This is a genomic window from Exiguobacterium sp. SH1S1, from assembly GCF_004337245.1.
Taxonomy (GTDB): domain Bacteria; phylum Bacillota; class Bacilli; order Exiguobacteriales; family Exiguobacteriaceae; genus Exiguobacterium; species Exiguobacterium aurantiacum_A.
The window spans coordinates 21,041-45,970 of record NZ_SJUZ01000007.1; the positions used below are offsets into that span (position 1 = coordinate 21,041).

Below are 24,930 nucleotides of genomic sequence, written 5' to 3' on the forward strand. Positions count from 1 at the left end.
TTGTTAGGAGGCGCATTGCAATGAAACAAATCGCTATTATCGGGGCCGGTCTCGGAGGCCTGAGCGCCGCCGTCACACTAGCGGCTCGCGGGTACGATGTGACCGTCATCGAAAAAAATGAACACGTCGGTGGTAAGCTCATGCCAATCATCACGGACGGTCACCGCTTCGACTTCGGGCCAAACACGATCACGATGCCGGACGTGTTCCGTTCCGTCATCCGGAACAGCGGGGCCAACCCAGAGGATTATTTTGAACTCGTCAAACTCGACTCGCATACGGTCAATCACTTCTCCGACGGGTCGACGTTCACGTTCCACTCCGAACGGGAACAGATGGAAGCTGAAGTCCGGTGCTTGACCGGTGACAAAGCCGACAAAAATCAATTGGCGGCGTATTTGGACGAGGCTGAAAAGCTATTTGAGATTGCCAACAATCGTTTCTTCACTCGAATGGACACAAAAATCGACACAGGTCTTTGGGCTGATATGATGAAGGTCCATCCGCTTAAGAGTTTGCACGCGCTCCATAAAAAATATTTTAAAGATCCGCGCATCATCCAAGCACTCGACCGTTACGCGACGTATATCGGCAGCAGCCCTTACGTCACACCCGGCACGTTCGCCTTGATCTCACATCTCGAGTTGAACGATGGCGTCTATTTTGCCAAAGGTGGGAACTGGACGATTGCCAAAGGTTTCGCCAAACGCGCGAGCGAGCTCGGTGTCGAGTTCCGACTCGGCCATGAAGTCACAAAGATTGAAGTCATGAACGGTAAGGCGCATGCTGTCGTCATCGACCATGAAGAAGTCATGTCTTGTGATGCCGTCCTTTTGAACGGGGAGCTGTTGACCCAATATCCTCGGCTCGTCGATGCGGTCCATCGTCCCTCGTTCCCTGTACCGACCCGGGATACGGTCGAGCCATCCGTCTCTGCTTTCGTCATGATGGTCGGACTGAACAAACGTCTAAATCTCGCCCATCATAACGTCTACTTCTCGGACGATTACGAGGCTGAGTTCCGTGCCTTGTTCGACGAAGAGCGCTACGCCGACGAACCGACGATCTACATCTCGAACTCGGCCTACACCGACCCGTCCATGGGTGAGGCCGGTGACAATCTGTTCATCCTCGTCAACGCTCCGGCCCACTTGACCGACATCGATGCCGAGACGTATGAACATTTGATCCGCCGACGGCTGCGCACATTCGGCGTCGATTGGGACGACGCTGACGTCTTGTTCCACCGCCGCGTGACCCCGCTTGACTTGACGCGTGATTTTTATGCGTATTACGGCTCGTTGTACGGAACGTCAGCAAACTCGAAAAAAGGTGCGTTTTTCCGTCCGGCCTCGCGCTCGGAAGACGTCTCAAACATCTGGTTTGCGGGTGGATCGACCCATCCTGGAGGCGGCAGCCCAATGGTGACGCTTTCAGGACAGTTCGCTGCTCGTTCGATGTTGGAGGACATACCTCTGACAATTTGAACATTTTGTGAACAGAGGATTCGACACTTGTCGACAAGTCACAGACGTGATAACATCATATCGAGTTCAAGCAGTATTGTAACGTTTGTTACACCTGTAGCGATCGAATGGCTTCCCCGAGCCAATCGCGTTTTGAACTTGTCACACCCGAGAAAAAAGTGATGAGCGAGTTTCCCCACTCGTTTCCCGTTGCTGGAATAGCATGCATCTGATGTTCCCCCTTAGTCCATCAAGCATCCTACTTCAGCGAAGATGCCCCATCGTTTCATTCCCCATGAAACGAGGCACATCTTTAGGGTTCATCACGTCCGATTCGTTCGTTTCCCCGATGAACGGATCACATAACGCTTACGCCACTTTTGGTCCCCCGCCAAAAGTGGTTTTTTTGTATCCTAAAAGCCTGCAGACGGTGTCTACAGGCTCGAGTATGTTCAGCAAGAGACCCGATTGCTCTCGCAATCGGGTCTCTTTCAAAGTCTCGCTAACAGCTTTCCTTTTTGAAGTGTCGATACGTAAGCGCGCTTCGTAAAGACATCATGGTCGTTACTTCGGGCCGCGTCTAATATGCCTTCATAGAGGAGCGCCGCTGCTTGGACCGGCTTTCGGCTCGTCGCCGGATACAAGTGATGCGTCTCACGGGCACTGCGGTATAGCGTCTCCGCTCGGGTAGCCATCGTCTCCCACACTTCAACGAACTGAGGCGTCACTTTCCGTTCGAACAGATCGGTCTCTGACATCGCGTGTTGCGCTAAGAGCGTGCGCGGTACATAAATCCGGTCCCGGTTCAAGTCCTCACCGACGTCGCGAAGGATGTTCGTCAACTGCATGGCGATACCGAGGTCGATCGCGCCTTGCTTCAGTTGTTGCCGCGCTTCCATATTCGCGTCCGGGACAAGGATTGGTAACAACATCAAACCGACGGTGCTGGCCGCATAATAACCGTACTGTTCCGTCTCTTCAAGTGTCGTGTAACGTGTCTTATGTAAATCCCACTTCATGCCTTCCGCTAACTCGAAGAACGGCTCGACGTCCATGTCATAGCGCTGCCAAACGTCGCGTAAAGCAATCCAAAGAGCGCCGTCTGGGTCGTTGCCGGCTAAAAAGCGGTCGAACTCCGCCAGAAATGCGGTCAAACTTTCCTCAGGATACTCTGACTCATCGACAGCATCGTCTAACGTCCGGCAAAACGTATAGACCGCGGCGACAGCCTGGCGGTCCGGTTTTGACAGCAGGGAGAAGGCTCGATAAAACGTGAGCGAGCCTTTCTTCATCACTTCTTCACATTGACGATACGCTTCTTGCCTCGTCATGGTACAATGCCCCCATTTCTTCTTCCATTCTTTTCACTAACAACTGTGAGCCGATCATCACGATCGGGACACCACCGCATGGATGTACGGAGGCACCGACGGCATAGAGGCGCTCGATTTGAGCGTATGGTCGGGCTTGCGGCTTGAATGCGGCCGACTGTGAAAGTTTCGGGGCAATCCCAAAACTTCCGCCTTCGAACAACCCGAACCGTTCCGCGTCCATCGGTGTCCGGACTTTCATCTCGATGACACGGTCTCTAAATTTAGGGACCATCCCTTCGATCCGGGACACGAGATGTTCAATCGCCCCGCTCTGTTCAAAATCTTGTCGCTCTAACTTGCGCGGTACCGGCACAAGGACATAAAGCACACTCGTCCCGACTGGTGCGAGCGTCGAATCGATGAGCGACGGATTGAACGTATACATCGCCGGATACTTGCTCAGTTTACCATCTTCAAAGATCGTACGCATCGACCCGGCAAAGTCGTTTGGCAAATCGAACTGATGGACCGGGAGTTCAATCTCGCCGTCCACCGTGAAATAGAGGAGCAGTGTGCCGCTCGACGGTTCGTACGCTTTCGGCTTGATTCCATCGATCAGACGTTCCATGAGCGGGAAATCTCCATTGACGATGACCGCATCATACGGATGAGGGACGCCATCGACGACGACGGCGTTAGCACGGCCGTCTTGGACGCGGACGCGGTCTACGGGCGAGTTCAGCTTGAACGTGACGCCCCGCTTCTTCAGCTCTTGTTCTAACTTCGTCGCAAGCGAGAAATATCCTCCTCTTACGTACCAGATTCCTTCCTCTTGCTCGCGATATGGAATCAAGCCGTACAGGGACGGCGTCTCATAAGGATTGCCGCCGATGTAGAGCGTCTGCAGACTATAGGCGACCCGGAGCCGCTCATCTTTAAAGAACCGCTTCATGTTCTCATGAGCCGATTCATACGCTTTCAGGCGCATGAGCAACATGAGCAGTCTCGGCTCGAACAAGTCGGTCTTGCCTTTATAGCCTCGGTTTAAAAACGTGTCAAAACCGATTTTGTATTCCTCGCGCTTTTGCCCCATGTAGCGACGGAACGAGTCGCCTTCGCCGAAAAATCGTTCAATCTCTTCGGCTTGACGATCGATGTCGTGATATTTATGAAACGTCGTCCCATCTTCGTAACGGAGGCGATAGAGCGGATCGACTTCGAGCAGTTCGAGTTCCTGTTCGGGAAACCCTGCTTCTTGCAGTTGGCTCTTCAGCTTGCTCGGCAGCAAGACGATTGTCGGTCCTTCATCGATGCGAGCACCGTTCTCGAACTCGACATAGTTGAGCCGCCCACCGACCCGGTCCTCTTTCTCATAAATCGTCACTTGGGTCGACGGATGCTTATGAGTCCACAACAAGGCGGCGTAAAGCGATCCGATACCGGCACCAACAAAACTGATGTTCATCGTCCGACACCCGCCCGGTCCCGAAGCAAGTTGGCCGTGATTCGTGCCGATTCAAAAATCGTCGGCAGTCCGCTGCCTGGATGCGTCCCACCGCCGACGAGCCAGACATGGTCGAGCTCTTCGAACTGATTGTGCGGACGGAAGTACATCATTTGCGACAAGTTATGTCCCAGGTTGAACGTTGCCCCTTCGTAGACCCCAAACGCTTCCCAATCGTTCGGGGTGAGCGCCTGCATCACTTCGATATGATCGCGGACGTTCCGGTAAGGCGAACGTGTCTCGAGTGCGTCTAAGACGAGTTCGGTCATCTTTTCCTCGAGCGTGTCCCAAGGAAGGTTTGACAGATTGTTTGGCACCGGGACGAGCACGTAGAGCGACGACTTGCCGGCTGGCGCGAGCGTCGGGTCGATCCGTGACGCGTTTTGGACGTAGAACGAGAAATCCTCGCTCAGCTTCAAGTCTTGCGTCATCTCTTTGACGTTGCGCTCATAATCATCCGCAAAGTGAATCGAATGGTGGCCGACCTCATCGTAGACGCGATCGAGTCCGAGGTAGAGCATGAACGTCGAGCAAGAATAGCGCTTCTTCTTCAGCTGTTTCGGACTCCAGCGCGTGAGCGTATCGCTCGGTACGAGCGTCGTCATCGCATGGGCAAAATCCGCTCCGACGATGACTTCGTCAAACGCGTAATGGACGTTGTTCGCCACGAGTCCGTTGACACGTTTCCCGTCGAGCAATAGACGGTCGACCGCTTCACCTAACCGGATCGTCCCGCCTTCCTCCTCGATGACACGGGCCATCGCCGAACAGAGTTGGTTCACCCCGCCGATCGGGTGATGGACGCCGTAAGCGTGTTCCATATACGACAAGATCGAGAACCCGCCCGGACAGTCCCAAGCCGACATCCCGAGGTACTTCGCTTGGAACGTGAACGAGTATTTGAGTTCTTCACTCGTAAAGTATTCAGACAGCACGTCGTATAGCGATTTTCCGATCGAGAGGAACGGCAGCGCCTTCAAGACGCGTGTCGACACGTAATCCGTCAGCTTATCATGGGCGGTCTGGAGCACCGGCATGAGCTTCGATAGTTTGACCGCCTGGTCGGCCATGAACCGGTCATACCCTTCACCGTTTCCGGGGAACATCTCTTCAATCGATTGACGCATCTGGTCGCGGTCGGTCGTCATCGATAGCACGCTTTGTCCGCGATCAAAGTAAAGATCGTACATCGGTTCTAATCGCTTCATATCGACATAATCAGCCAAATCCCGTCCCGTCTCCTCAAACATCTCTTCAAGAATATACGGCATATTCAAAAAAGTCGGGCCACGATCGAACGCGAACTCCCCGACTTGCAGACGTGACGTCCGTCCACCGACAAACGGTTGTTTCTCAAATACGGTTACATCCACACCACGGCTCGACAAGATCATTGCGGCAGCAAGCCCACCTGGCCCAGCACCGATCACTGCGACTCTTTTTTCCGACACGTTGAACAACTCCCTATGTGAAAAGTCTCTTATGCTTCTATTCTATTATAGAAATGACTGGACACAAGTTCAAATCTGAATCGGTTCGCTGTGCGCTGGACGTTTCAATCTCCTCGTTCGGCGATGACGATATACCAAGATCCTTCCGGTATAAACGGAATGAAACGTACTTTCTCAAAGCCGACCTGTTCCAATTGCCGGCGCAACTGACGAGTCGTCGGGAGCGGATGGAGGTTATCGTGGAGCGTCATGAACGCGTTGAACGCCGAAGCGAAGCGGGCGCCGAGCGGTGACTCCGCGAGCGGTGTGACGAGAACGGCGACACCTGCCGTATCGAGATTACTGAGCATCCGTTCTAACAGTCCGATCCGCTGCTCGGGCGAGAAGTAGTAAAGCATATTGTTCATCATGACGGCATCGAACCGCTCGTCGTGATCCCATTCCATGAAATCGGCCACTTCGTAACGAATCTCACCCGTCTCATCTTGCTCACGTGCCTCTTCGACGACTTCTTGCTCGAGGTCGATGCCGGTCAACTTCCAATCCGGCTCAAGACCATGGAGTTTTCGCAAATAGCCCCCGTGGCCGCATCCGATATCAAGCATCGTCTTGACGTCCGCTTGGCGGAGCAGCTGTTGGACGACCGGGAAAGCGACTGTTTCGACGAGCGTCGACGTTTGAGCGACGACTTTCCCGTGTGTCGCACCGTCGAACGTCTTCTGTTTGCCGGACTCTAAAAAGTCTGGGTAGGCGATGAGTGCCGGGATATGAAGTTCCATCATCTCTTGAAGCATGAACCCGATGCTGCGCTCGTCTTTGAGCGAAAGTTGATACTTCAAGCTACGTGTCGGAAAATAGCGCCACCCTTTCTTCTTCAAATGGCGCACGGCGACCCCGACTTCTAGCCAACGCTCGAGTGCGAGCTTCGTGAGTGGCTGCTTCAAGCGCAGCGTCATTTCAGCGAAGCTCGCCCCGCCTTGAAGCGCGTCGAACAATCCGTATTTGTAGCCGATATAGCCGTGCCATAACGGCAAGAACGATTCGGTTTGCTTCATCCATCTACGCGCATGTAATACACGCGACCATTCATTCATTTGTTGATCCATTGTTTCACCTCATCATCGTTATCACTGATTTTTTTATTTTCCCCTAATAATTTGCGGACAAACAAAAAATTCCCACTTCGATGTGTGAAGTGGGATGTGACTCAAATAAAGTTGCTGAAGAACGACTGACCGTACGGTAACGCGTAACCGATAAAGATCGTCACGAGTGACAGTGCTACGAAGCCGCCAAACATAGCGCCCGATGGTTTTCTTTTTTTCAAACGAATGAGCGTCATCTCACCGAAGATAAGTGCGAGCAATCCAACCGTGATTTTCACGTGGTAGAACATGCCGCCTCCGTTCAGTTGCAAGTACAAATAAAGTCCTGTGCCGAACGCGATGAGCAACATGAGCCGAAACGTCATATGCGCGATCTTGCCGCTCTTGTTTCCGTTCTTGTAGCCGATGTAGGCGACAGCGAACAAGACGAGTAATAAAATCCAACTCGTGACGTGCGTGTGTAGAAATGCTGTCAATGGCATTTAAAAATCCCCCTTTTTATTATGTACAACTACTATTGTACACGAACAAGCCACTTTTCGGTCAAGCCCGCATTTACACCACAAAAAAGAGACGTGCCTGTCACGATTGAACGGCACGTCTCCTCCTCTTGTTTTGATCAAGCCGTCGTTTGTTCTTCTTCCCGAATAGCGTGTTCGAAGCTCGGAATCACAACGGTGAACGTCGAGCCTTTATGTTGGACGGACTCGACATGGATTTGACCGGCGTGACCGCGCACGATCTCTTGGCAGATCGGGAGACCCAGTCCCGTGCCGCCGATTTCACGACTATCCGAGTTGTCGACCCGATAGAACTTATCGAACAGACGATCGAGGGCGTCGCTCGGAATGCCGATCCCTTGATCCTTCACTTTAATCGAAATCGATTGGTCGTGATGGGCGAGCTCGACCGTGATCTTCCCGCCACGCGGTGAGTACTTCACGGCGTTCGAGAGCAAGTTACTCATCAGCTGTTTGAACTTCTGACAGTCTGCGAACAGTTCGTACGGTCGGTCGTCGACCGTGACAAGCTCGAACTTGTGTTTCAATGACGACGCTTCGTAGAACGTCATCATGTCTTGGATGACCGGCTCGATATCGAGCTGTTCCCGGTCATACATTTGGCTACCTGATTCCATGCGCTGTACGTCGAGGAAGTCGTTGACGAGATGCGTCAACCGCTCCGTCTCAGCGTGGATTGTCTGCAAATATTTCGCCTGTTTCTCGTTCGGCAACTGTTTCTTGACCATGAGCTCGGTGAACCCATAAATCGAAGACAACGGTGTCCGCAACTCATGCGAGATCGTCGAGATGAACTCGCTCTTCAAGCGCTCAGCCTCGGTCTCACTCGTAATATCACGGAAGACGAGCAGCGTCCCTTTCGACAAACCGCCGACGACAATCCGCTCGGCATACATCTGTAAGTTCATCTCCCCTTTACGGATCGAGAAACTGACACTGTCGTGCGGGAAGTCGTCTGTGAACAGACGGTCTGTATATGTCATGAAGTCATCGTCTTGGTCGACCGTCGTCGCGATCGTCTCCCGCCACTCGTTCCAAGACAATTCCGCGAGCTGACTCGATGTGATCGCATCGAGCTCTGGGAACATCTCGTAAAGTGGCCGGTTGACGAACACGTCGTCGGTTGAATGTTCGACGTATATGACAGCTTCACGGATTGAATCGAGGATCCGTTCGGTCTTGCCTTTTTCACGGGTCATCTCTTCAAACAGACGCATCCGAAGTAACGACAACGACAGCTGACGTGCGAACGACATGATATCGCCCATTTGCGTCTGCGTGAAGCGGTCTTTGTAACGGACAAGATAGATGAAGGCGATGATTGAATCATCGGTCGGGTCGTGGACCGGTACGGCCGTCTCATACATGTAGTACGGATACGGTAGCGGATGGTCGCTTGCGACTTGTTTCGACGAATGGACCGTCGTCCGCAATGTCATCGCCCGCGTCAACACGGAGTTCTCGCTATCGAGCAATTTACGCGACAACGTCTCGTTCAGCCCGTGGCTCGTGATAGAGAACGAGCCTGTCGCATCGAGGAAGACGAGCGCCCCGACTTCTGAATCGGTAATGGCGACAAGTTTCTCGATGATCTCCGGGTAAGCCGTCAACGAATCGCGAGCCGCGAGCGTCTCGGTCAATTCGTTTCGGTACGCCAAGTGCTGTTCGTTCTGTTGCGTCTGCTCCAAGATCTCTTCAAGCTCTTGTTGCTGCGCTTGCAGCTCTTCTTGCTGGGCGATCAATTCTTCTTGTTGTGCCTGCAACTCATGGTTCTTCTCAATCAAGTGACGTTCATTTTCACGGAGCGTCTCCGCCATCTTATTGAACGAACGGGACATCGTCCCGATCTCGTCTTCGCGCTCCATTTGATCGCTCAAGTCGACGATCTCACCTTTCAGTAAGCGGTCAGATGCGACCGACAGGCGAGAGATCAGACGGGACTGACGACGCAAGAACGGTTGGACGAATAGTAAAATCAACGCCGCGAACGAGAAGATGCTCGCAATCCATAAGAACTGTAAGACATCATTGTTCACTTTCCAGTCGGCGTACACTCTGTTTTTCTCACTGTTCATCAACGCCTTGTAGTCCATGAGTGACGATTCGATCTGTTGGATCGGACCGAGTGTATCGATGCCGCGTTCCGGATTGTACGGCACGGTACCTTGTTCAATCAACCGTTCGGCCGTCGGCAACGCCAATATGGTTTCAGGGTCAATCGTATTCTCGGTGATTTCCCCGGACGCTCGTAGTTGACCATATTCCGCCGTGACCGGCATGATCACATCGAAGTAAAAATCGTGAAAGGTTTGTAGGTCGGCTGCGAAGATCTCACCTTGTTTTGATTCGACAGCACCCTTGAACCAGTTGATTTCTTGTTGGAACTCATTTTCTTTACTTTGGGCCCGCTCGAGCGCCTCCGCATCACCGAACAGCAAGTAGCCCCGTGAGTCATACTGCGCGCTCTGCCATTCGTCCCAAAGCGTATTCAATCGGTTGATTCGTTCATCGACTTGTTGGAGACGGGCTTCATTCTCTCTGACCCGTGTTTCCATCTGCACGTACATGATCATCGATCCGACGAGCGCGAGCGCGAGGAACGAATATAGGACGGTCATGATGTCACGTCCTAGTTTTTGTTTAAACCATTTATTCACTTCACGATGCCTCCTATGATCTTCACAAGTTCAAGCGGACTAAACGGCTTCGAAATGAAATAATCGACCCCAATCTCATTCGCGCAATCACGGTCAGATTGTTGGCTCTTCGCCGTCAACATCATCACTTTCGTATGTTGACGTCCCGGCAACTTCCTCACTTTCTCAATGACTTCAAGACCTGTCATTCCTGGCATCATATGGTCGACAATCACGAGGTCGTACTCGTTCTGTTCGATCAGCCGATAGGCTTCAAGACCGTCTGGCGCTTCATCAATATCGTATCCTTCATCTTCTAACGTATCTAATACGAGCATGCGCAATACTTCTTCATCTTCTGCTAGTAGAATTTTCACCATGACGTTTCCTCCATTATTATCTCATTCCATTATTTTACCTAATCTATTTCGTAATCACAAAAATAAAAGATGCACGGTTTATAACCGTACACCTTTACAATCATATCGTCTACATTATAGTACAACAGTTTCCTGCAATTCCAAAGAATAAATGACCGTCGTCCCGACTTGGATATTCCAAATCGCCTCGATCGCTTCGCGGTAGAGCGACAGCTGAACAGCGTAGCGGTCACGAAGCAACTGTCTTGCCTCTTCTCGCGACGCGCTCGCGAACAAAACCGAGTCCGATTTATAGTCGAGCAGGACATACGTCTCACCATCGAAGAACAGGCAATCGATGATCCCTTGAATCAACACGTGCTCGTCCGTGAACGTCGCCGTCGGATTCACTCGCTCCGCAGGCACCGTATACGTGAACGGCAGCTCGCGCCATCCTCGCCCGGCTTGTAGCGCTTCAGACAGCGCCCGACCGATCTCCGAGTTGAAGAACGACTCGATTTCAGGCAGCGCTAGCCGTGCCGTCTCCGCCTCGACCGGACCGAGCATCCCATTATTTTCCCACCGGTCGATTTGTATGTCGAGCGGTTCAGTCGGCTCAAATAATTGGAAGATGAGATGTAGCGTCGTCCCGCGCTCGGCACCTGTCTGCTTCGTCTGCTTCCATTTCGGCTCCCGATACGGGGTATCGCTCGGGCGGAACGTGTCTTCGAACGCCGCTTGCTCGAGTTGCATCGCTCGTTTCAATTCCGTCACCGTCTGTTTCGCTGCCGTCTCGGTCGCGGCTTGGGCCGGATAGCTGTACGAAAAGGCTCGATTGACGACTTGAATCGTCGCTTCTTCGTCTTTGACTGGAAAATCAATCGCCTCGAACTGTTGCACATGATGAAGCTGGGCCATCATCGCTTGGAGTGTGGCCACTTCCGCCAAATCGTCTTGTCCGATGATGCGATACGTCCAGTTCGTCGCTTCCCGTATCGGCGAAAAGACCGGTAAGCCCATCTCCTCGATGAACGGTACCGCGCCTTCTAGTTTGAGGAGCGCCGGCGCGACCCAGTCCAGATACGTCTTCGCCTCGCGTCGTGCGTCAGCGGACAACGTCTCACCCGTCGCTTCGACCTGCAGCCATTGGTTGATCTGTTTAGCCGGTTCTGCGACCGTACCGACTAAGATCAATTTTTCTTTTGCCCGGGTCAGCGCGACGTACAAGACGCGCATCTCTTCGGCTTTCATCGTCGCATCGAGATCGCGACGAATCATCTCTTTCACGAACGTCTCGGTTCTCGTCCGTGTGACGACATCGATCGCGTCGAGGGAGATGCCGTATCGTTTATGGAAGATGATACGCTGCATTTGATCACGTTTATTAAACTGTTTGCCGAGTTGGGCGACGATCGTCACCGGAAACTCGAGCCCCTTCGATTTATGGACCGTCATGATGCGGACGACGTTCTCTTCTTCTCCGAGTGAACGTGCTTCCGATAAATCTTCACCGTTATCTTGAAGCCGGTCCATGACCCGCAAGAAGCGATACAACCCACGGTAGCCGCTCCGTTCATAGGAGAGGGCCCGGTCATAGAGCGCCTTCAAGTTCTCTTGACGCCCTTTCCCGCCCGGCAGTCCGCCGGCAAAATCGTAAAACCCGGTGTCGTTGAACACTTGCTGAATCAACTCCGACAAGCTGTGGTTGCGGGCGAACGTACGCCATTCCGACAACTGATCGAGCACGTCCCCACATTTCAATCCAAGCTCGTCGTCATCGTCTGCTTTCGCCTTGAGTGCATCGAAAAACGACGCTTCCGACTCTAAGCGAATCTTAGCCAGCTCTTGATCGGTGAAACCAAACATCGGTGACCGGAGCGCCCCGGCGAGCGGGATGTCTTGGAGCGGGTTGTCGATCAACTTCAAGAGCGACAACATCATTCGAATTTCCGTCGCTTGGAAGTAGCCACCGTCCGAATCGGTATAAGCCGGGATATTATACTGTGTCAAAATGTCCATCAACTGCTCGACCCGCTCTTTTTTCGAACGGACCAAGATGACGATGTCACGGTACTCACAGGAACGAAGCAATCCGGTCGCCTCGTCCGTCACTTTGAACGGCTCATCACCAGAGACGAGCTCTAATATACGTGTGGCGATGGCACGGCCTTCAAGCTCCTGTTTCGATAAGTCCCGGCTTTCTCCGTTGACGATCAAGAGTTCAGGACTTGCCTCGAGTTCTTCATACGCCCGACCCGGTACGAGACGTGCCGCCTCGTCATACTCGATCTCACTCACTTCTTCGTCCATCAACTGAATGAATAGGTCATTGATTCCGTGCAGCACTTCGGAGCGACTTCTAAAGTTTTGAGACAAGTCGATCCGTTGCCCCGAACCGGCTTGTTTGAACCGCGTCGCTTTCTCGATGAACAACCTCGGCTCGGCGTGCCGGAACCGGTAGATCGATTGCTTGATGTCCCCGACCATGAACAAGTTGCCGAGCTGTTCACTCTCATTGCTGACGAGTCCGATGATCGTCTCTTGGATCTCGTTCGTATCCTGATACTCATCGACCAATACTTCGGCGAATCGCTGTTTGTAGAGCGATGCGACCGAGGACGGGGCATCCCCGTCCCGTAGTATGGCGAGCGCGTAATGCTCGAGATCGCTGAAGTCGACGAAAGCGCGGTCCCGCTTGGCTTGCTCGTAAGCGGCCCCGAACGTCCGGACGGTACGTACGAGCGTCTCGACGAGCGGACGCTGCGACAGCAAGACGTCTAAATGATCAGCTCCGCTGACACTCGCTTGACCGACCGCATCGACAAGCCGTTTTTTCGCTTGGTCATAGGCCGGCTTCAACACCGTGTGATAGATGTGATGCTCGTCTTTTTTCTGGACCGATTTCATCGTCCCGAATTTGACCGCTCGGGACGCCGTCTCGAGTTCGCTCCATTTGAGCGTGTCTTCGTCGATGTTTTGGAACGGGAAAATCGCTTTGGATACATTTTCCGATTGCGCCTCGTAACCGGCAAGCCGGAGTTCGATCGCTACACGCCGGAGTTGCCGAAGTGCCTTTTCAATATCGACCCAGAGCAACTGCCCGAATTCGACGAGCAGCCGTTCCTCGTCAGGGTCGCCTTCAAACTGATAAAGGGAGACCAGCTCATCTAAATACGATTCCGGATCCGGAAGGGTTCGCGCGTATTGATACAAACCTAGGATCAGCTCTTCGATTTCACTGTCACCACGGTCCGACGTATAGGCATCGACGAGTGCGAAAAACGAGCTATCTTCTTGACCGTACTGTTCTTCGAGCACGTCTTCGAGCACATCGTCTTGCAAGAGCACCAAGTCCCGCTCCTCGGCGATCTTGAAGGCCGGATCGAGGTCGAGCAAGTAGTAATTCTCACGAATGACTTCTAAGCAGAATGAATGAATCGTCGTGATGAGCGCCCGGTTCAGCATTTGCCGTTGTTTTCGTATATAGTCGTTTTCCGGATGTTCCCGCAGCGCCTGATCGAGCGCTTTAGCAATCCGTCGTTTCATCTCGGCCGCGGCGGCGTTCGTGAACGTCACGACGAGCATACGGTCCGCCGTCAACTCGTCCGCTTCATCGAGTAAACGGCTTGCGAGCCGTTCGACGAGCACGGCCGTCTTCCCTGAACCGGCTGCCGCCGAGACGAGTACATGAGACCCCCGTGCGTCGATGGCTGCTTGTTGATCACTCGTCCACTTCATCGGCGTCACCTCCTAATTTAAACAAAACTTCTTCTTTATCTAACTTTTTCAGCTGACGGGGCTCGTTGGCGAGCGCCTCGTCAAAATGACAGACACTTTGATACGGACACGTCTGGCACGGACGCCGCTCTTTATATTCATAAGGCTCGACACCGATTTTCCCATCATACATCGCCTCCACACTCGTCTCGGCAAGGTCGAGCGCGTGGTCCATCAACTGCTCGAGCTGAGGAGGTGAGACGACTTTTTTCGTCGTGTTCGCATCGAGCGTCCCGTCTTTCTTATATTTGACCGGAATGACGATCGATTTTTTCTGTTCCCCTTTCGCCGTCTTGTCCATCACCTCTAGGATGGCTGGATCGTCGACGAGCAACCCTTGCATCTGATACGATTCGAGCACTTTCCGCTCGGTTTCGGCATCTGTCTCGGCCGGTGTGACGAGCGGTCGGTGGACGTGGAAATACAGCGCGGCTGCAGGTTCCACGGAACCTTTCGCCCAAGCATCTGCTTGCTCGATCAACACTTTCAAATAGATGAGCATCTGCATCGCCAAACCATAATAAATCTCAGCGAAGTCGATCTCCCGTTTGCTCGACTTATAATCGACGATGCGGACGTACAGCTGATCATGAACCTGTGCCGTATCGACCCGGTCGATCCGGCCGACAAGTTCACACGTCGCCCCGTTGCTGAGCGTGAACGACACCGGCGGGAAGTTGCCACTCCCGAACGCTAGTTCGAACGCGACGGGATCGAACCCGTCACGTTTCGACTGCTCGATCAATACTTCGGCCGTCTTACTGACGACGTCCGTCAGCTTTTTCTTCAAGTAACCGTAGCGGTTCGAACTCATCAAAATCGCATTTTGAATCTCCGGTGTGACGAGTTCGACAGCCGACTCCGCGAGTGTCGCACATTGGTCGGGCGACACGTCACGCCATTCTTTCCCGTCCATCTTGACGGTTTGAGACATATGCTCGATCGTCCGGTGGTACAAGTTACCGATGTCCGGTGCCTCGAGCCGATAGAGCCGTCGTTCTTTCAGACGCAAGCCGTAGTTCGCAAAATGACGAAACGGGCAGGCTTGGAACGTCTCGAGGCGGGACACACTCGCCCGAATCGAGTTCGTGTAAAGTGACTTCGCGACCGACTCCGGCAAGGATTCGGGAACGTTTTGATAAAACAGCGCGCTCGTCAACAGTCGGATTCGTTCGCGTCCTTCCGGGTGCTTCAACAGTTCGTTGTACACAGTGAACCACGTCTCTTGAATCGGGTAGTGACGGCTGAGCCGTTGCAACTCGAGCGCCGTCACGGCCGCTGTCTGGTTCACGTTCGTGATGAAGGCGAGCTGATCTGTCGGGCGATGCTCTCCCGCTTCTGCGAAGTGGGTCTTGATGGCCTTGCCGTTACCGAGTCTCGCCTTGACGTCAGCGATGAAACTCGCCGGTTGAATCGCTTTCCCGCTCCGGTCGACGAGTGCGTAACTGACGTACAACCGGTCGCTTGGCGCCGTCAACGCTTTATACAAGTAGTACGTCTCATCGTCAAACAAGTGCTCGGTCGCTTTCCCCGCCCGGACACCGTTCTCATGCATGAAGTCCATATCGTGGTCCGTCAACAGTTTCGATTGCGTCGCGACGAGCGGGATTTGATCTTCGTTGGCACCGAGCAAGAAAACGATTTTTTTATCAATCAAACGCCCCCGCACGTAATCGGTCACCGTCAATTGATCGAGTGACGGCGGGACGAGTGCATAGCGTAGGCTATCGAGGCCGGTGTCCATCATTTGCAGGAACAGTTCCGTCGAGAGCATCTCTTCCGGCGCAGCCGCCTCGAGTTGCTCGAGAAGATGGAGGACGGCGTCCCATACTTGTGTATGCTCTCTTGCTTCAATCAGGCGTGATGCCTCAAGCGCTTCTTCGCGCCAATGGGCAAGGCATGACGAGACGTCGATTCGGTCCAGAAAAGCGTAAATGGCGTGCGTGTAGGCCTGCATCGTCTTGGCCGCTTTTAAATCGGTGAGGAGCGGATCGAACGTTTCGACGACGGTTTGACGATAGGCGTTGAGTGCCGTCTCCGTATCGAGTTCTTCCCCCGTCAACTTGGCCTCATCTTCGGCCCGGCGTTTCAATTGCCACTCGTCATGCCAGTGATAATGTTTGATGCCTCGCTCAATCACGAACGCCTCGAGCCGATCGACAGACGTACGCCGATGATCTCGGTCGAGCACGATCAACTCGGTCTTCAACGCGCGGAATATAGCTTCTTCCCGGTAGCCGCGGAGCGCGACTTCGATCGTCGCCTTCAACAACTCGACGACCGGATGATCGAGCATCGGCTGCCGTTCATCCAGGAAGAACGGCAAGTTCATTTTTTGAAGCGCTTGTGACGCCAAATCTCCATATTCTTCAAGTGACCTTGAGATGAACACGATGTCTCGGAAGCGGTAGCCGTCTTCGCGGACAAGTCGTGTGACCTCGCGTACAGCGGCCGCTACTTCCACGGTCCGGTCGACGGCTGCATTCAAGGCGACTTGATTTTCCGGCCGCGTATATGGCGCTGCCGTCACTTGCCCGAACGTCGCCTCGAGATAAGCGAGACTCGGATGTTTAAAGCGATGCACCCCATGATACGGTTCATCCGTCGACGAAAGTTGACGTTCTGAGAGCAGCTCTTTAAAGCGCATCAGCGTCCGCTGTGTCGGTCCGAACAACGGGTGCGGACGATAGAGCGAGTCTGGGTCGACCGTCAACAAGACGTCCAGCGGCGCCTTCTCGGCTAAAGCGACGAGTACCGCGAGCTCTTGTTCCGAAAACTCGTTGAACCCGTCCACATAAAAGTGAGTCCCTGTTAAATCGACTTCCGGTAACAACTGCAACATCACTTTGAAGTAGTCTTCGGCGTGAAGCGTTTTGCCGGCCGTCATCGTCAAGAAGCCTTCATAGAGGATGGACAGGTCTTGCAACTTCAAGGCCCGATGTTGGTCTTGCTCGCTCAGGCGAAGCAACTGCTCCGGCTCGACGAGGCCGCGTTTCAACATCGTGATCAACTCGTTCAGCTCTTCGTAAAACCCGTACTGGTTCATCGTGCGTCGGAACAGCGTCAGCCGTTCCTCGTTCATCTCGACGACACGCCGTAACAAAAGATGGGTCCCTGTCTGGTCTAAAAACTGCTCGGTCGCGACACCGTGATCGCGCATGATCAAGAATGCGAGACGACGCATCGACAGCACTTGAATCCGCGTCGATCCGTTTAAACCGTCTGTCATCGCCATCTTCCGTTCCATTTCAAACGACATTTGGTCTGGGACAAGCATATAGATGGTCGGGCCGCTCGGATCGCGCTTCAGCTCTTGAATGACTTGATTGATCATCCGCTCGCTCTTACCGCTACCCGATCGTCCGACATGAAAAGTGACCGTCATTTAGGCGAACACCCCTTCCCTTTTTCTTTTATTATGACGTATCGCCTGCTGTTTGTAGAGGGAAACCTGCCGGCTACCTTGTAAGAAAAAAACACAGCCTTCTCGTATCCTATTCGTTCGAAAATCGATTAGACTGAACGTATGAGGGGGAATACTATGAGTGCATATGAACAATTCGGAGGCGAACGCGGCGTCCAACAGCTCGTCGACGCTTTTTACGAACTCGTTTACGCTGATCCCGTACTGTTGCCACTGTTTCCAGACGACAAAGACCGGGTAAAACAACATCAGTTCGAATTTCTGACGCAACTGCTCGGAGGCCCAAAACTGTATACGGAACGCCGTGGCGGCGGCAACTTGGCGATGATCCACCGCGATCATCCGATTTCAGAAACACACGCCGGTCATTGGCTCGGGTGTATGGAACAAGCGCTCAAGACGGTCGACGCACCGGAAGCGATCAAGCGACAATTGTTTCAACGTCTGATCATGTCGTCGTCAAACGTCATCCGCGTCTGCTCGCACCATTTTGAGTAGTCATCATTTAAAAAAGCGGGTATGATAGGAAAGTAAGCAAAGGAGGTCGGTTTTCATGACAGAAGAAGAGAAAAAAGAGACCGTTTCAGCTAAAGAGGAAACGGAAGAAGTAGAACCTACGGCAGTCCTCGCCGAAGTCCTTGAAGAGGATGAGGAAGAAGATTTACCCGAAGAAAAGAACATGGACCACATCAAAGGTGTGTTCAACTATACACAGAAGAACGGACGGGAGTATCGCGTCGTCTTTTATCACGACCGTAAAAACCTCGTGTTCCGTGAACTTGGAAACGGGAAAGTCGAATTTGTCGGGCGTTTCACAGATGATGCCTACGACGAAGAGAACGAAGCAGAGATGCAAAAACTCGGTGAGCAACAGCTCAAGCGGATCCTTGCCGATCGACTCAAATAAAAAAAATCGCCCGCGGGCGATTTTTTTTATTGTTTCTTGTTTCGTTTTTTCTTGCGAAGCGCGTAAATCACTCCGGCGATTCCTCCGGCGACGGCGATCCCAGCCATCGCAGGCACGAGGATTTTCTTCGTCGGAATCATCTTTTTGACACGTTCGTACGTTGTCGGAACCGACAATTCAAGTTGAACGGCCGTCTCACCGTGACCGTTCGCCCGTGCTTTGCGGGCCGCGTCCGTCACGACGACGCGTCCTGTCGTATAGCGGCGGTTTCCATATTCATCCGTGTAAGGCCGGCGAACCCGCTTGACGTCTGTCACTCGCTTTCCACGAGCGGCATCCGGTCGGACGACACGTTCGCTCGTATATGTACGAGCCCCGGTCGCGCTATAGGCCGGACGGATCTTACGACGATTTAACCAAGTGTATGAATCGTTCATCTATATTCCCTCCAATATGCTGAAGTATCTCTTCATATTATACCCATACAACATCTGACGAAAACATCAGTCTTGACGAGACAAACAAACAGGCGCCCGGTCCTACCTTGGACCGGGCGCCGATTCGCTTGCTGATCAATCCGTGAACGGTTTATCCCGATGGCGACGTTTCGCCAAGATCAAGTAATAAGCCGGAACAAGGACGAGTGTCAGTACGGTCGAGAACAGAATTCCCGACACGATACAGATGGCGAGCGGTTTGAAGAGCGGGTCTTCACCGAACGCGACCGGTAGTAACGCGACGACCGCCGTCAACGCCGTCAGGAGAATCGGACGGATCCGAGCACGTCCTGCCTCGTATACAGCTGTCGTGACGGACATTCCACTGCGAATTCCTTGCTCGATGAATTCGAACAAGACGACCGCGTTTCGAACGACGATCCCGGCAAGTGAGACCATCCCCATCGATGCCATGAAGCTAAACGGCGTCTGCGTGATGAACAGCCCGACGACCGCACCGGCAATCGCCAAGTAAATCGTGAACAAGACGAGAAGCGGTAAAGAAAGTGAATTGAACTGGAATGCGATGATTAAGAAAATCAAGAACAAGACGACGATGAACAACGTCGCGAGTTCAACGAAGAACTCATTTTGCGTATCGCTCGCTCCCGACTGTTCGAACGAGATGCCATCGCTCGTCAAGTCTGATTTTGCGTCATCGAGAATCCGTTCAACGTCTTGTTTGAACGCATCTTCGTCCATCCCTTCAGTCGCATAGATTTGAAGCGTGACGATCCGCTCCCCGTTCTCACGCGGAATCTGTTGGATCTGTTCAGTCGTCGTTTCGGTGACGAACGTACTGAGCGGGGCGACCGGCGGACCGGCTTCCGTGTCGACCGGGACGAGAATCTCGTCAAGGGCGAGCGCCTCGCGGTTTGCGGCCGCATCGACGACGATTTTCACATCGCGTTGTTCGACACCATCGTCGAACGTACCGATCGGGATGCCGTCCGTGACTAACCGGATCTGATCGCTAATTGCTTTCGCGGTCACTCCAGAGGCAGCCATCGCTTCTCGGTTCAATTCGTACGTAAGTGTCTGGAACGGTTCTTTAATGTTGTCGAGCACGAGCGCGCCATCGATTTCTTCGAGGTCTGCCTTGACCGTATCGCGTGCCGCGACAAGTTCTTCGATCGTTTCACCGCGCATTGTGAACTCTACCGGGGCAGACGTTGGTGGTCCCTGCTGCTGCGTATCTAAGAAGATTTCAGCGTCCGGATAGTTTTCACGTATTTGCGACGTGTACTCATCAATCAACTGAATCGCATCGATTTGTTCGTTGTCGACTCGGACGACGACTTGTCCTGCATTGTCACCCGACTGATTGAGTCCACCGGTGAACAAGCTCGGAAGCCCACCGCCAGCGAAAATGGCGGTCTCGGTAACACCGTCAATCTGTTGGAATTCGGCTTCGATCTGTTGGAGGCGACGTTCTGTTTCTTCTAAGTCGGTTTGAACCGGGAACGTGACGCTCGTCACGACTTCTGGTCGGTTCGCAGCCGGGAAGAACTCGAACGGTGTCAACAGAATCAGCCCGTATAGTGCTGTCGTGATGACAAATCCGACCAATCCAAACGTCCACGGCCGTTTAGCGACGACCGGTAGCAACCGATCCGCATAAAAATTACTGAGACGGTTGAGCGGTCCGCCGAGCCAGCCTGGCTCCCGCTTCGACACTTTCACTTTCTTCCGGTTCAACCAATACTGTGCGATCGGCACGAGTGTCAAACTGATGACCATCGATGCGAGCACCGACAACGCGAGTACTGTCGGTAACGCTCGGATAAAGTTCCCGTTCGCGCCTGACAAGAGTGTCAGCGGTAAGAACGCGAAGACGACGGCGAGCGTCGACGTGACGATCGATCCCCAGACTTCTTTCGTTCCGCGAACGGCACCGACCATGGCTGTATCGCCTTTCCGGTAGCGACGCAAAATGTTGTCGTTGACGACGATCGCGTCATCGACGAGAATACCGAGCGCGATGATCGCCCCGATGATCGAGATTTGGTTCAAATCGACTCCCGTGAAGCGGAGCGGGATGAGTGCGATCAAGAAGGACAACGGAATCGCCAAGCTGACGATGAGTGACCCTGTGAACGTCAACCCGATCGTCGTGACGACGATAACTGCGATCATGGCGATGATGAATTCTTTCGTAAGTGACGAGAAGATCGCATCGACCGCTTTCGCTTGATCGTAATAAGTGACGAGTTCGACCCCGTCTAAGTCTCCCACTTCAGAAGCGACGACTTCATCGACGCGTTGTTGCAGCGTCGGGATGTCTTGACCTGGCTCGATTGTCACCGTGAGCGAGATTGCCGGTTCGCCGTCGAGTGAGACGAGGTCGGTGACTGCTTTTGTCGTCTCTTCGACCGTACCGACATCGGCAAGGCGGACGGGATCACCGTCGACAGAACCGACGATGACTTGATCCATGTCGTTGACGTTCGTCAAGTTATCGATCGCCAATTGATAAATACCGTCGTCCGTCGATTGGCGACCGAGCGGTGTCGTCTTATATTCTTCGTTGATTGCCGTCAAGACGTCTGGGAATGCGAGTTGGCGTTCCCCAAGCGCTTCGGAATCGAGTGAGACGACGAATTCTGTTTCCGGGAGCCCTTTGATCGTGAACCCGGTCACACCATCTGTTCGGAGCAATCGGTCTTCTAGCCGTTCGACCTGTTCTCGAACCGCTTCAAGCGACTCGCGATCGCTCGACGTCAGTAAGTACGATGCGACCGGAAGCTGACCGATCGAATCGTTGACCGTCGGTGCTAAGGCGTTGTCAGGTAACCGAGGCGCCGCGTCTGAGATCGCCTGCCTCACGTTCGCTTGCAGCTCGCCTTGATCAAATCCGTCTTCATACTCGACGGTAATATTCGAGAACTCCGACGCCGACAGCGACGATACGTTCTCCACCCCTTCAAGCCCTCTTAACTCGGTTTCAAGGATGTTCGTGACGTTCCGTTCGACCGTCTCAGCGGTCGCCCCTGGATATGGGGTCTGAATGAGAATGATATTGACGCTAGTCTCTGGGATTTCACGTTTCGGGAGCTGAAAAAACGTGAGTACCCCGACGACGATTGCAACGAGTAAAAATACAATTATCAATTTTCCTCGCTCAATCATTTTCTGAAAAAACATATTGACCCCTCGCTTTCGGATAATGTGCAAATACACATATGAACTATTCTCCTTTATCATAGAGGGGTTTGAATCGGTTTTCAATCCTTAAACGTGATGCAATGTGCTACTATGGAAACGTTTTTGGAACGCATAAGATAATTCAATCGATCGCTGCTTCTGCCGTTGGACCGTATGATCGGAGACAGGGACTTGAATCGATTCCCCGGTCAGAAATTGAATCCGGGTCCCGTTGCCAAACTTTTTGATGCCCGTGACATGTTGAAAATTGATCCACGCACAATCAGGACTCTCTTTGGCGATTGTCGGGAAAAAGACGGCATCGGCGTGCCAATCCATGACGACAGGGGTTTTTCGATGAGGACCAAGCACGTGACGGGCCGCTTCAATTCGCCCTTGGATACTCGATCCATAATAGAGACAAGCCGATTCGAGCAAGTGAATCGGAGAACCTTTCAGACGGTGCACGCCATCAGGCTGATAGACGAGTGTCTCGGCCTCACCGTACTCATTAAATACCGGAACCAACGCTCTTGTATCATTCGTCAACTGTGTCATCTGTTCTTCCTCCAAAACGTATAATATGACTTACACGTTATTCATAACAAGTTCCTTAAACGTGTGCAAACGGCTCGTCGACATTTCCCACTAAAAAAACCAGCCGTTCGCAGGCTGGTTTTTAAAATCTGTCATCCGTTTTTAATTTTTGTGTGTCTTTCAGGTGGGGGAAGTGGAATTGGACAGCAACTCCGTCGTTCGTATTACCCAAGGTAACGGACCCTCCATGGAGGGTCACGATGCGTTGGACGATAAACAAGCCAAGACCGAACTTGCCTTGCTTCCCACGGGAGAATTGATGGAACAGGTCAAGGTTTTCATCGACTGACGGTCCATCGTTTTTGATGACGATGTCGATTCCTGCATCCGTTCGTTCGAGCTCGACCTGAATCGTCGACTCGGCGTAACGAATCGCATTGTCGAGCACGTTTTCGAGCGCGACCCGAACCTGTTCCCCGTCACCGAGCATCTCGCCCGCGTATCCGGTCAACGTCCACTCGAGGTTACCTCGGAGCTTGAAGCGGTCGATGAGCAGTTCGACCAACTTATCGAGGTTGATCGGATCGAGCTTCATCTCCTGCCCTTTGAAATACTCCAACTTGGTGACGTATAACAAGTCGACCACTTTTTTCTCGAGACGCGATGCTTCTTCATCAATGACTTCGGCCGACCCTTTCAAGTCTCCGGTCGGATAGATGCCGTCCCCGATCGACTGGGCATAGCCGCGAATGACCATGATCGGCGTCTTCAAATCGTGAGAGATGTTTTGTAAGAGCGCCTGTTGCGCCAAATCTTGCTCTTGCAGTTCTTGGCGCATCGCGTCGATCGACCGCGCCAATTGTCCGAGCTCGTCTTCCCTGGCGAGTGGTAACACCGTCTCCCATTGGCGGTTCGATATTTTCTCAACGGCCCGTTCCATCTCGACGATCGGCTTCGTCAACTCTCTCGACATCCAAAGGGCCGGGATGAGTGATAGGAGGCTGATGACACCAATTAAAATCGAGATACGCCAGAACAATGTCGAGACGAGCTCACGGCGATAAGCGTCCCAGGCGTAAGACGCCTGGTAGATGAGGGCACCGTCATATTCGTTTTGACGAATCGTATAGTAGACGTCTTCCCCATCGATCGTCGTCTGATATTTGGCGACCTCGCTCGTCTGTTCGAGCGCCTCTTGATACATCCGATTCGTCAGCTCGAGCGGGGCCGAGCCGTAAATGATGCGTCCGTTCGGCAAAAAGATAAGCTGATTGACCGAACGTGATTCTTGTTGACGCCGATCGTACTCGATCGGGTTGCTCGGAATATTTTCGAGCTCGTTCGTATTTCCGAGGTAATAATCGACATCTTGAAGCGTCTCATACACTTGTTCATCGATGAACTGCGTGATCGAGGAGCGGATCGTCAACAAAATCATCAACGCCAAGGTGACGATGATGAGCAAAATCAATACCCATATTTTCCACATGAGCCGTTTCGGCTTAAGATCGTGAAGTCTCATGGCTTAACGAGTCGATAACCGATCCCATACAGCGTCTCAAGTTCGAGTCGGTGCAACTTCTTCCGTAAGCGTCGGACCAAGTCATCGACGACACGGTCTGAGCCGAAATAGTCGCGACCCCAAACGCCTTCTAATATTTGCTCACGCGACAGCGCCGATCCCGGATGTTCGAGGAAGAGCAACAATAAATCGAACTCTTTGGACGTCAAATCGATATCATCCGCAGCATGCTTGATCAGTCGTTTGTCCGGATAAATCGTGTATTCCCCATACTCGATATGTTCGTTCGATTTCGACCCGTACACCCGATCGATCAATTTTTTGACCCGGATGACGAGCTCGCGCGGTAAGAACGGTTTGGCGATGTAGTCATCCGAACCCATCTCCAGTCCGATGATTTTATCGATGTCCTCATCACGGGCCGAAATGAAGATCGTCGGTGTATTGGCGTTCGTCGCCTTGATTTGCTTCAACAACTGAAAGCCATCGAGGTCCGGCAGCATAATATCGAGCACCCATAAGTCAGGTTCGTCTTGAATCGCGGCTTGGGCTGATACACCATCCGTGAACGAACGGACTTGGTAGCCTTCTTGCTCTAAATACGTGACGAGCATTTTGTTTAAATTGACCTCATCATCGACTAAATAGATCGTGTACATTTTAGTCACCTCTGCAGCATTTTTTAACATCATATCAAACAATTGTCGACGAATGATGGGAAATCACTCGTTTTGAACCGGCTGGATGTACCGTCAATCGCGTAAGT

At 52.8% G+C, this 24,930-nt stretch carries 17 protein-coding genes; 3 read left to right on the top strand and 14 right to left on the bottom strand.

The window, feature by feature from the left end; translation table 11 throughout:
- The first annotated feature begins 20 nt into the window (after window positions 1-20).
- Complete coding sequence (locus EVJ23_RS12255) at window positions 21-1,487, top strand: phytoene desaturase family protein (RefSeq protein WP_131466135.1); 1,467 nt, start codon at window positions 21-23, stop codon at window positions 1,485-1,487.
- A gap of 470 nt (window positions 1,488-1,957) precedes the next feature.
- Here the strand turns inward: EVJ23_RS12255 and EVJ23_RS12260 are convergent, their stop codons facing one another.
- The 9 genes from EVJ23_RS12260 to addB form a co-directional block, all read right to left on the bottom strand.
- Entirely contained in the window at window positions 1,958-2,797 is an 840-nt protein-coding gene (locus EVJ23_RS12260; protein WP_131466137.1) for a phytoene/squalene synthase family protein, read from the bottom strand.
- Window positions 2,766-4,244 (bottom strand): phytoene desaturase family protein, encoded by a 1,479-nt coding sequence (locus EVJ23_RS12265; protein ID WP_131466139.1) that lies wholly within the window; start codon window positions 4,242-4,244, stop codon window positions 2,766-2,768. The genes EVJ23_RS12260 and EVJ23_RS12265 overlap by 32 nt, the downstream gene beginning before the upstream one ends.
- Entirely contained in the window at window positions 4,241-5,734 is a 1,494-nt protein-coding gene (locus EVJ23_RS12270) for a phytoene desaturase family protein (RefSeq protein ID WP_131458099.1), read from the bottom strand. The genes EVJ23_RS12265 and EVJ23_RS12270 overlap by 4 nt, the downstream gene beginning before the upstream one ends.
- Window positions 5,735-5,838: 104 nt before the next feature.
- Window positions 5,839-6,840, bottom strand: a complete 1,002-nt coding sequence (locus EVJ23_RS12275; RefSeq protein ID WP_131466141.1) for a class I SAM-dependent methyltransferase — start codon at window positions 6,838-6,840, stop codon at window positions 5,839-5,841.
- 101 nt (window positions 6,841-6,941) lie between these two features.
- Complete coding sequence (locus EVJ23_RS12280) at window positions 6,942-7,322, bottom strand: YisL family protein (RefSeq protein ID WP_131466143.1); 381 nt, start codon at window positions 7,320-7,322, stop codon at window positions 6,942-6,944.
- Window positions 7,323-7,459: 137 nt separating this feature from the next.
- Complete coding sequence (locus EVJ23_RS12285) at window positions 7,460-10,018, bottom strand: sensor histidine kinase (RefSeq protein WP_131466146.1); 2,559 nt, start codon at window positions 10,016-10,018, stop codon at window positions 7,460-7,462.
- A complete protein-coding gene (locus tag EVJ23_RS12290) occupies window positions 10,015-10,377 on the bottom strand; it encodes a response regulator (RefSeq protein ID WP_070327845.1) in 363 nt (120 codons plus the stop codon). Before EVJ23_RS12290 ends, EVJ23_RS12285 begins: the two co-directional genes overlap by 4 nt.
- Window positions 10,378-10,491: 114 nt before the next feature.
- Entirely contained in the window at window positions 10,492-14,094 is a 3,603-nt protein-coding gene (gene addA / locus EVJ23_RS12295) for a helicase-exonuclease AddAB subunit AddA (protein WP_131466148.1), read from the bottom strand.
- Window positions 14,078-17,518, bottom strand: coding sequence for a helicase-exonuclease AddAB subunit AddB (gene addB, locus EVJ23_RS12300; protein ID WP_131466151.1), 3,441 nt, complete (start codon window positions 17,516-17,518; stop codon window positions 14,078-14,080). Before addB ends, addA begins: the two co-directional genes overlap by 17 nt.
- A 156-nt stretch (window positions 17,519-17,674) precedes the next feature.
- Here addB and EVJ23_RS12305 point away from each other — a divergent pair, with 156 nt between their 5' ends.
- Both EVJ23_RS12305 and EVJ23_RS12310 read left to right on the top strand, forming a co-directional pair.
- Window positions 17,675-18,055 (top strand): truncated hemoglobin, encoded by a 381-nt coding sequence (locus EVJ23_RS12305; RefSeq protein WP_070327848.1) that lies wholly within the window; start codon window positions 17,675-17,677, stop codon window positions 18,053-18,055.
- A 55-nt stretch (window positions 18,056-18,110) separates the two neighbouring features.
- Window positions 18,111-18,464 (top strand): hypothetical protein, encoded by a 354-nt coding sequence (locus tag EVJ23_RS12310; RefSeq protein ID WP_131441590.1) that lies wholly within the window; start codon window positions 18,111-18,113, stop codon window positions 18,462-18,464.
- A gap of 26 nt (window positions 18,465-18,490) precedes the next feature.
- Here EVJ23_RS12310 and EVJ23_RS12315 read toward each other — a convergent pair whose 3' ends face one another.
- From EVJ23_RS12315 to EVJ23_RS12335, 5 genes are all read right to left on the bottom strand, one after another.
- Window positions 18,491-18,901: a hypothetical protein gene (locus EVJ23_RS12315; protein ID WP_131466153.1), complete on the bottom strand. Its 411-nt coding sequence runs from the start codon at window positions 18,899-18,901 to the stop codon at window positions 18,491-18,493.
- 135 nt (window positions 18,902-19,036) lie between these two features.
- Window positions 19,037-22,105, bottom strand: coding sequence for an efflux RND transporter permease subunit (locus EVJ23_RS12320; RefSeq protein WP_131466155.1), 3,069 nt, complete (start codon window positions 22,103-22,105; stop codon window positions 19,037-19,039).
- A gap of 87 nt (window positions 22,106-22,192) precedes the next feature.
- A complete protein-coding gene (locus EVJ23_RS12325; RefSeq protein ID WP_070327851.1) occupies window positions 22,193-22,663 on the bottom strand; it encodes a competence protein ComK in 471 nt (156 codons plus the stop codon).
- 121 nt (window positions 22,664-22,784) lie between these two features.
- Window positions 22,785-24,164 carry a sensor histidine kinase gene (locus EVJ23_RS12330; RefSeq protein WP_131466157.1) on the bottom strand — a complete coding sequence of 460 codons (1,380 nt, stop codon included), beginning with the start codon at window positions 24,162-24,164 and terminating at the stop codon, window positions 22,785-22,787.
- Window positions 24,161-24,823, bottom strand: coding sequence for a response regulator transcription factor (locus EVJ23_RS12335; protein WP_070327853.1), 663 nt, complete (start codon window positions 24,821-24,823; stop codon window positions 24,161-24,163). Before EVJ23_RS12335 ends, EVJ23_RS12330 begins: the two co-directional genes overlap by 4 nt.
- Window positions 24,824-24,930 lie beyond the last annotated feature (107 nt).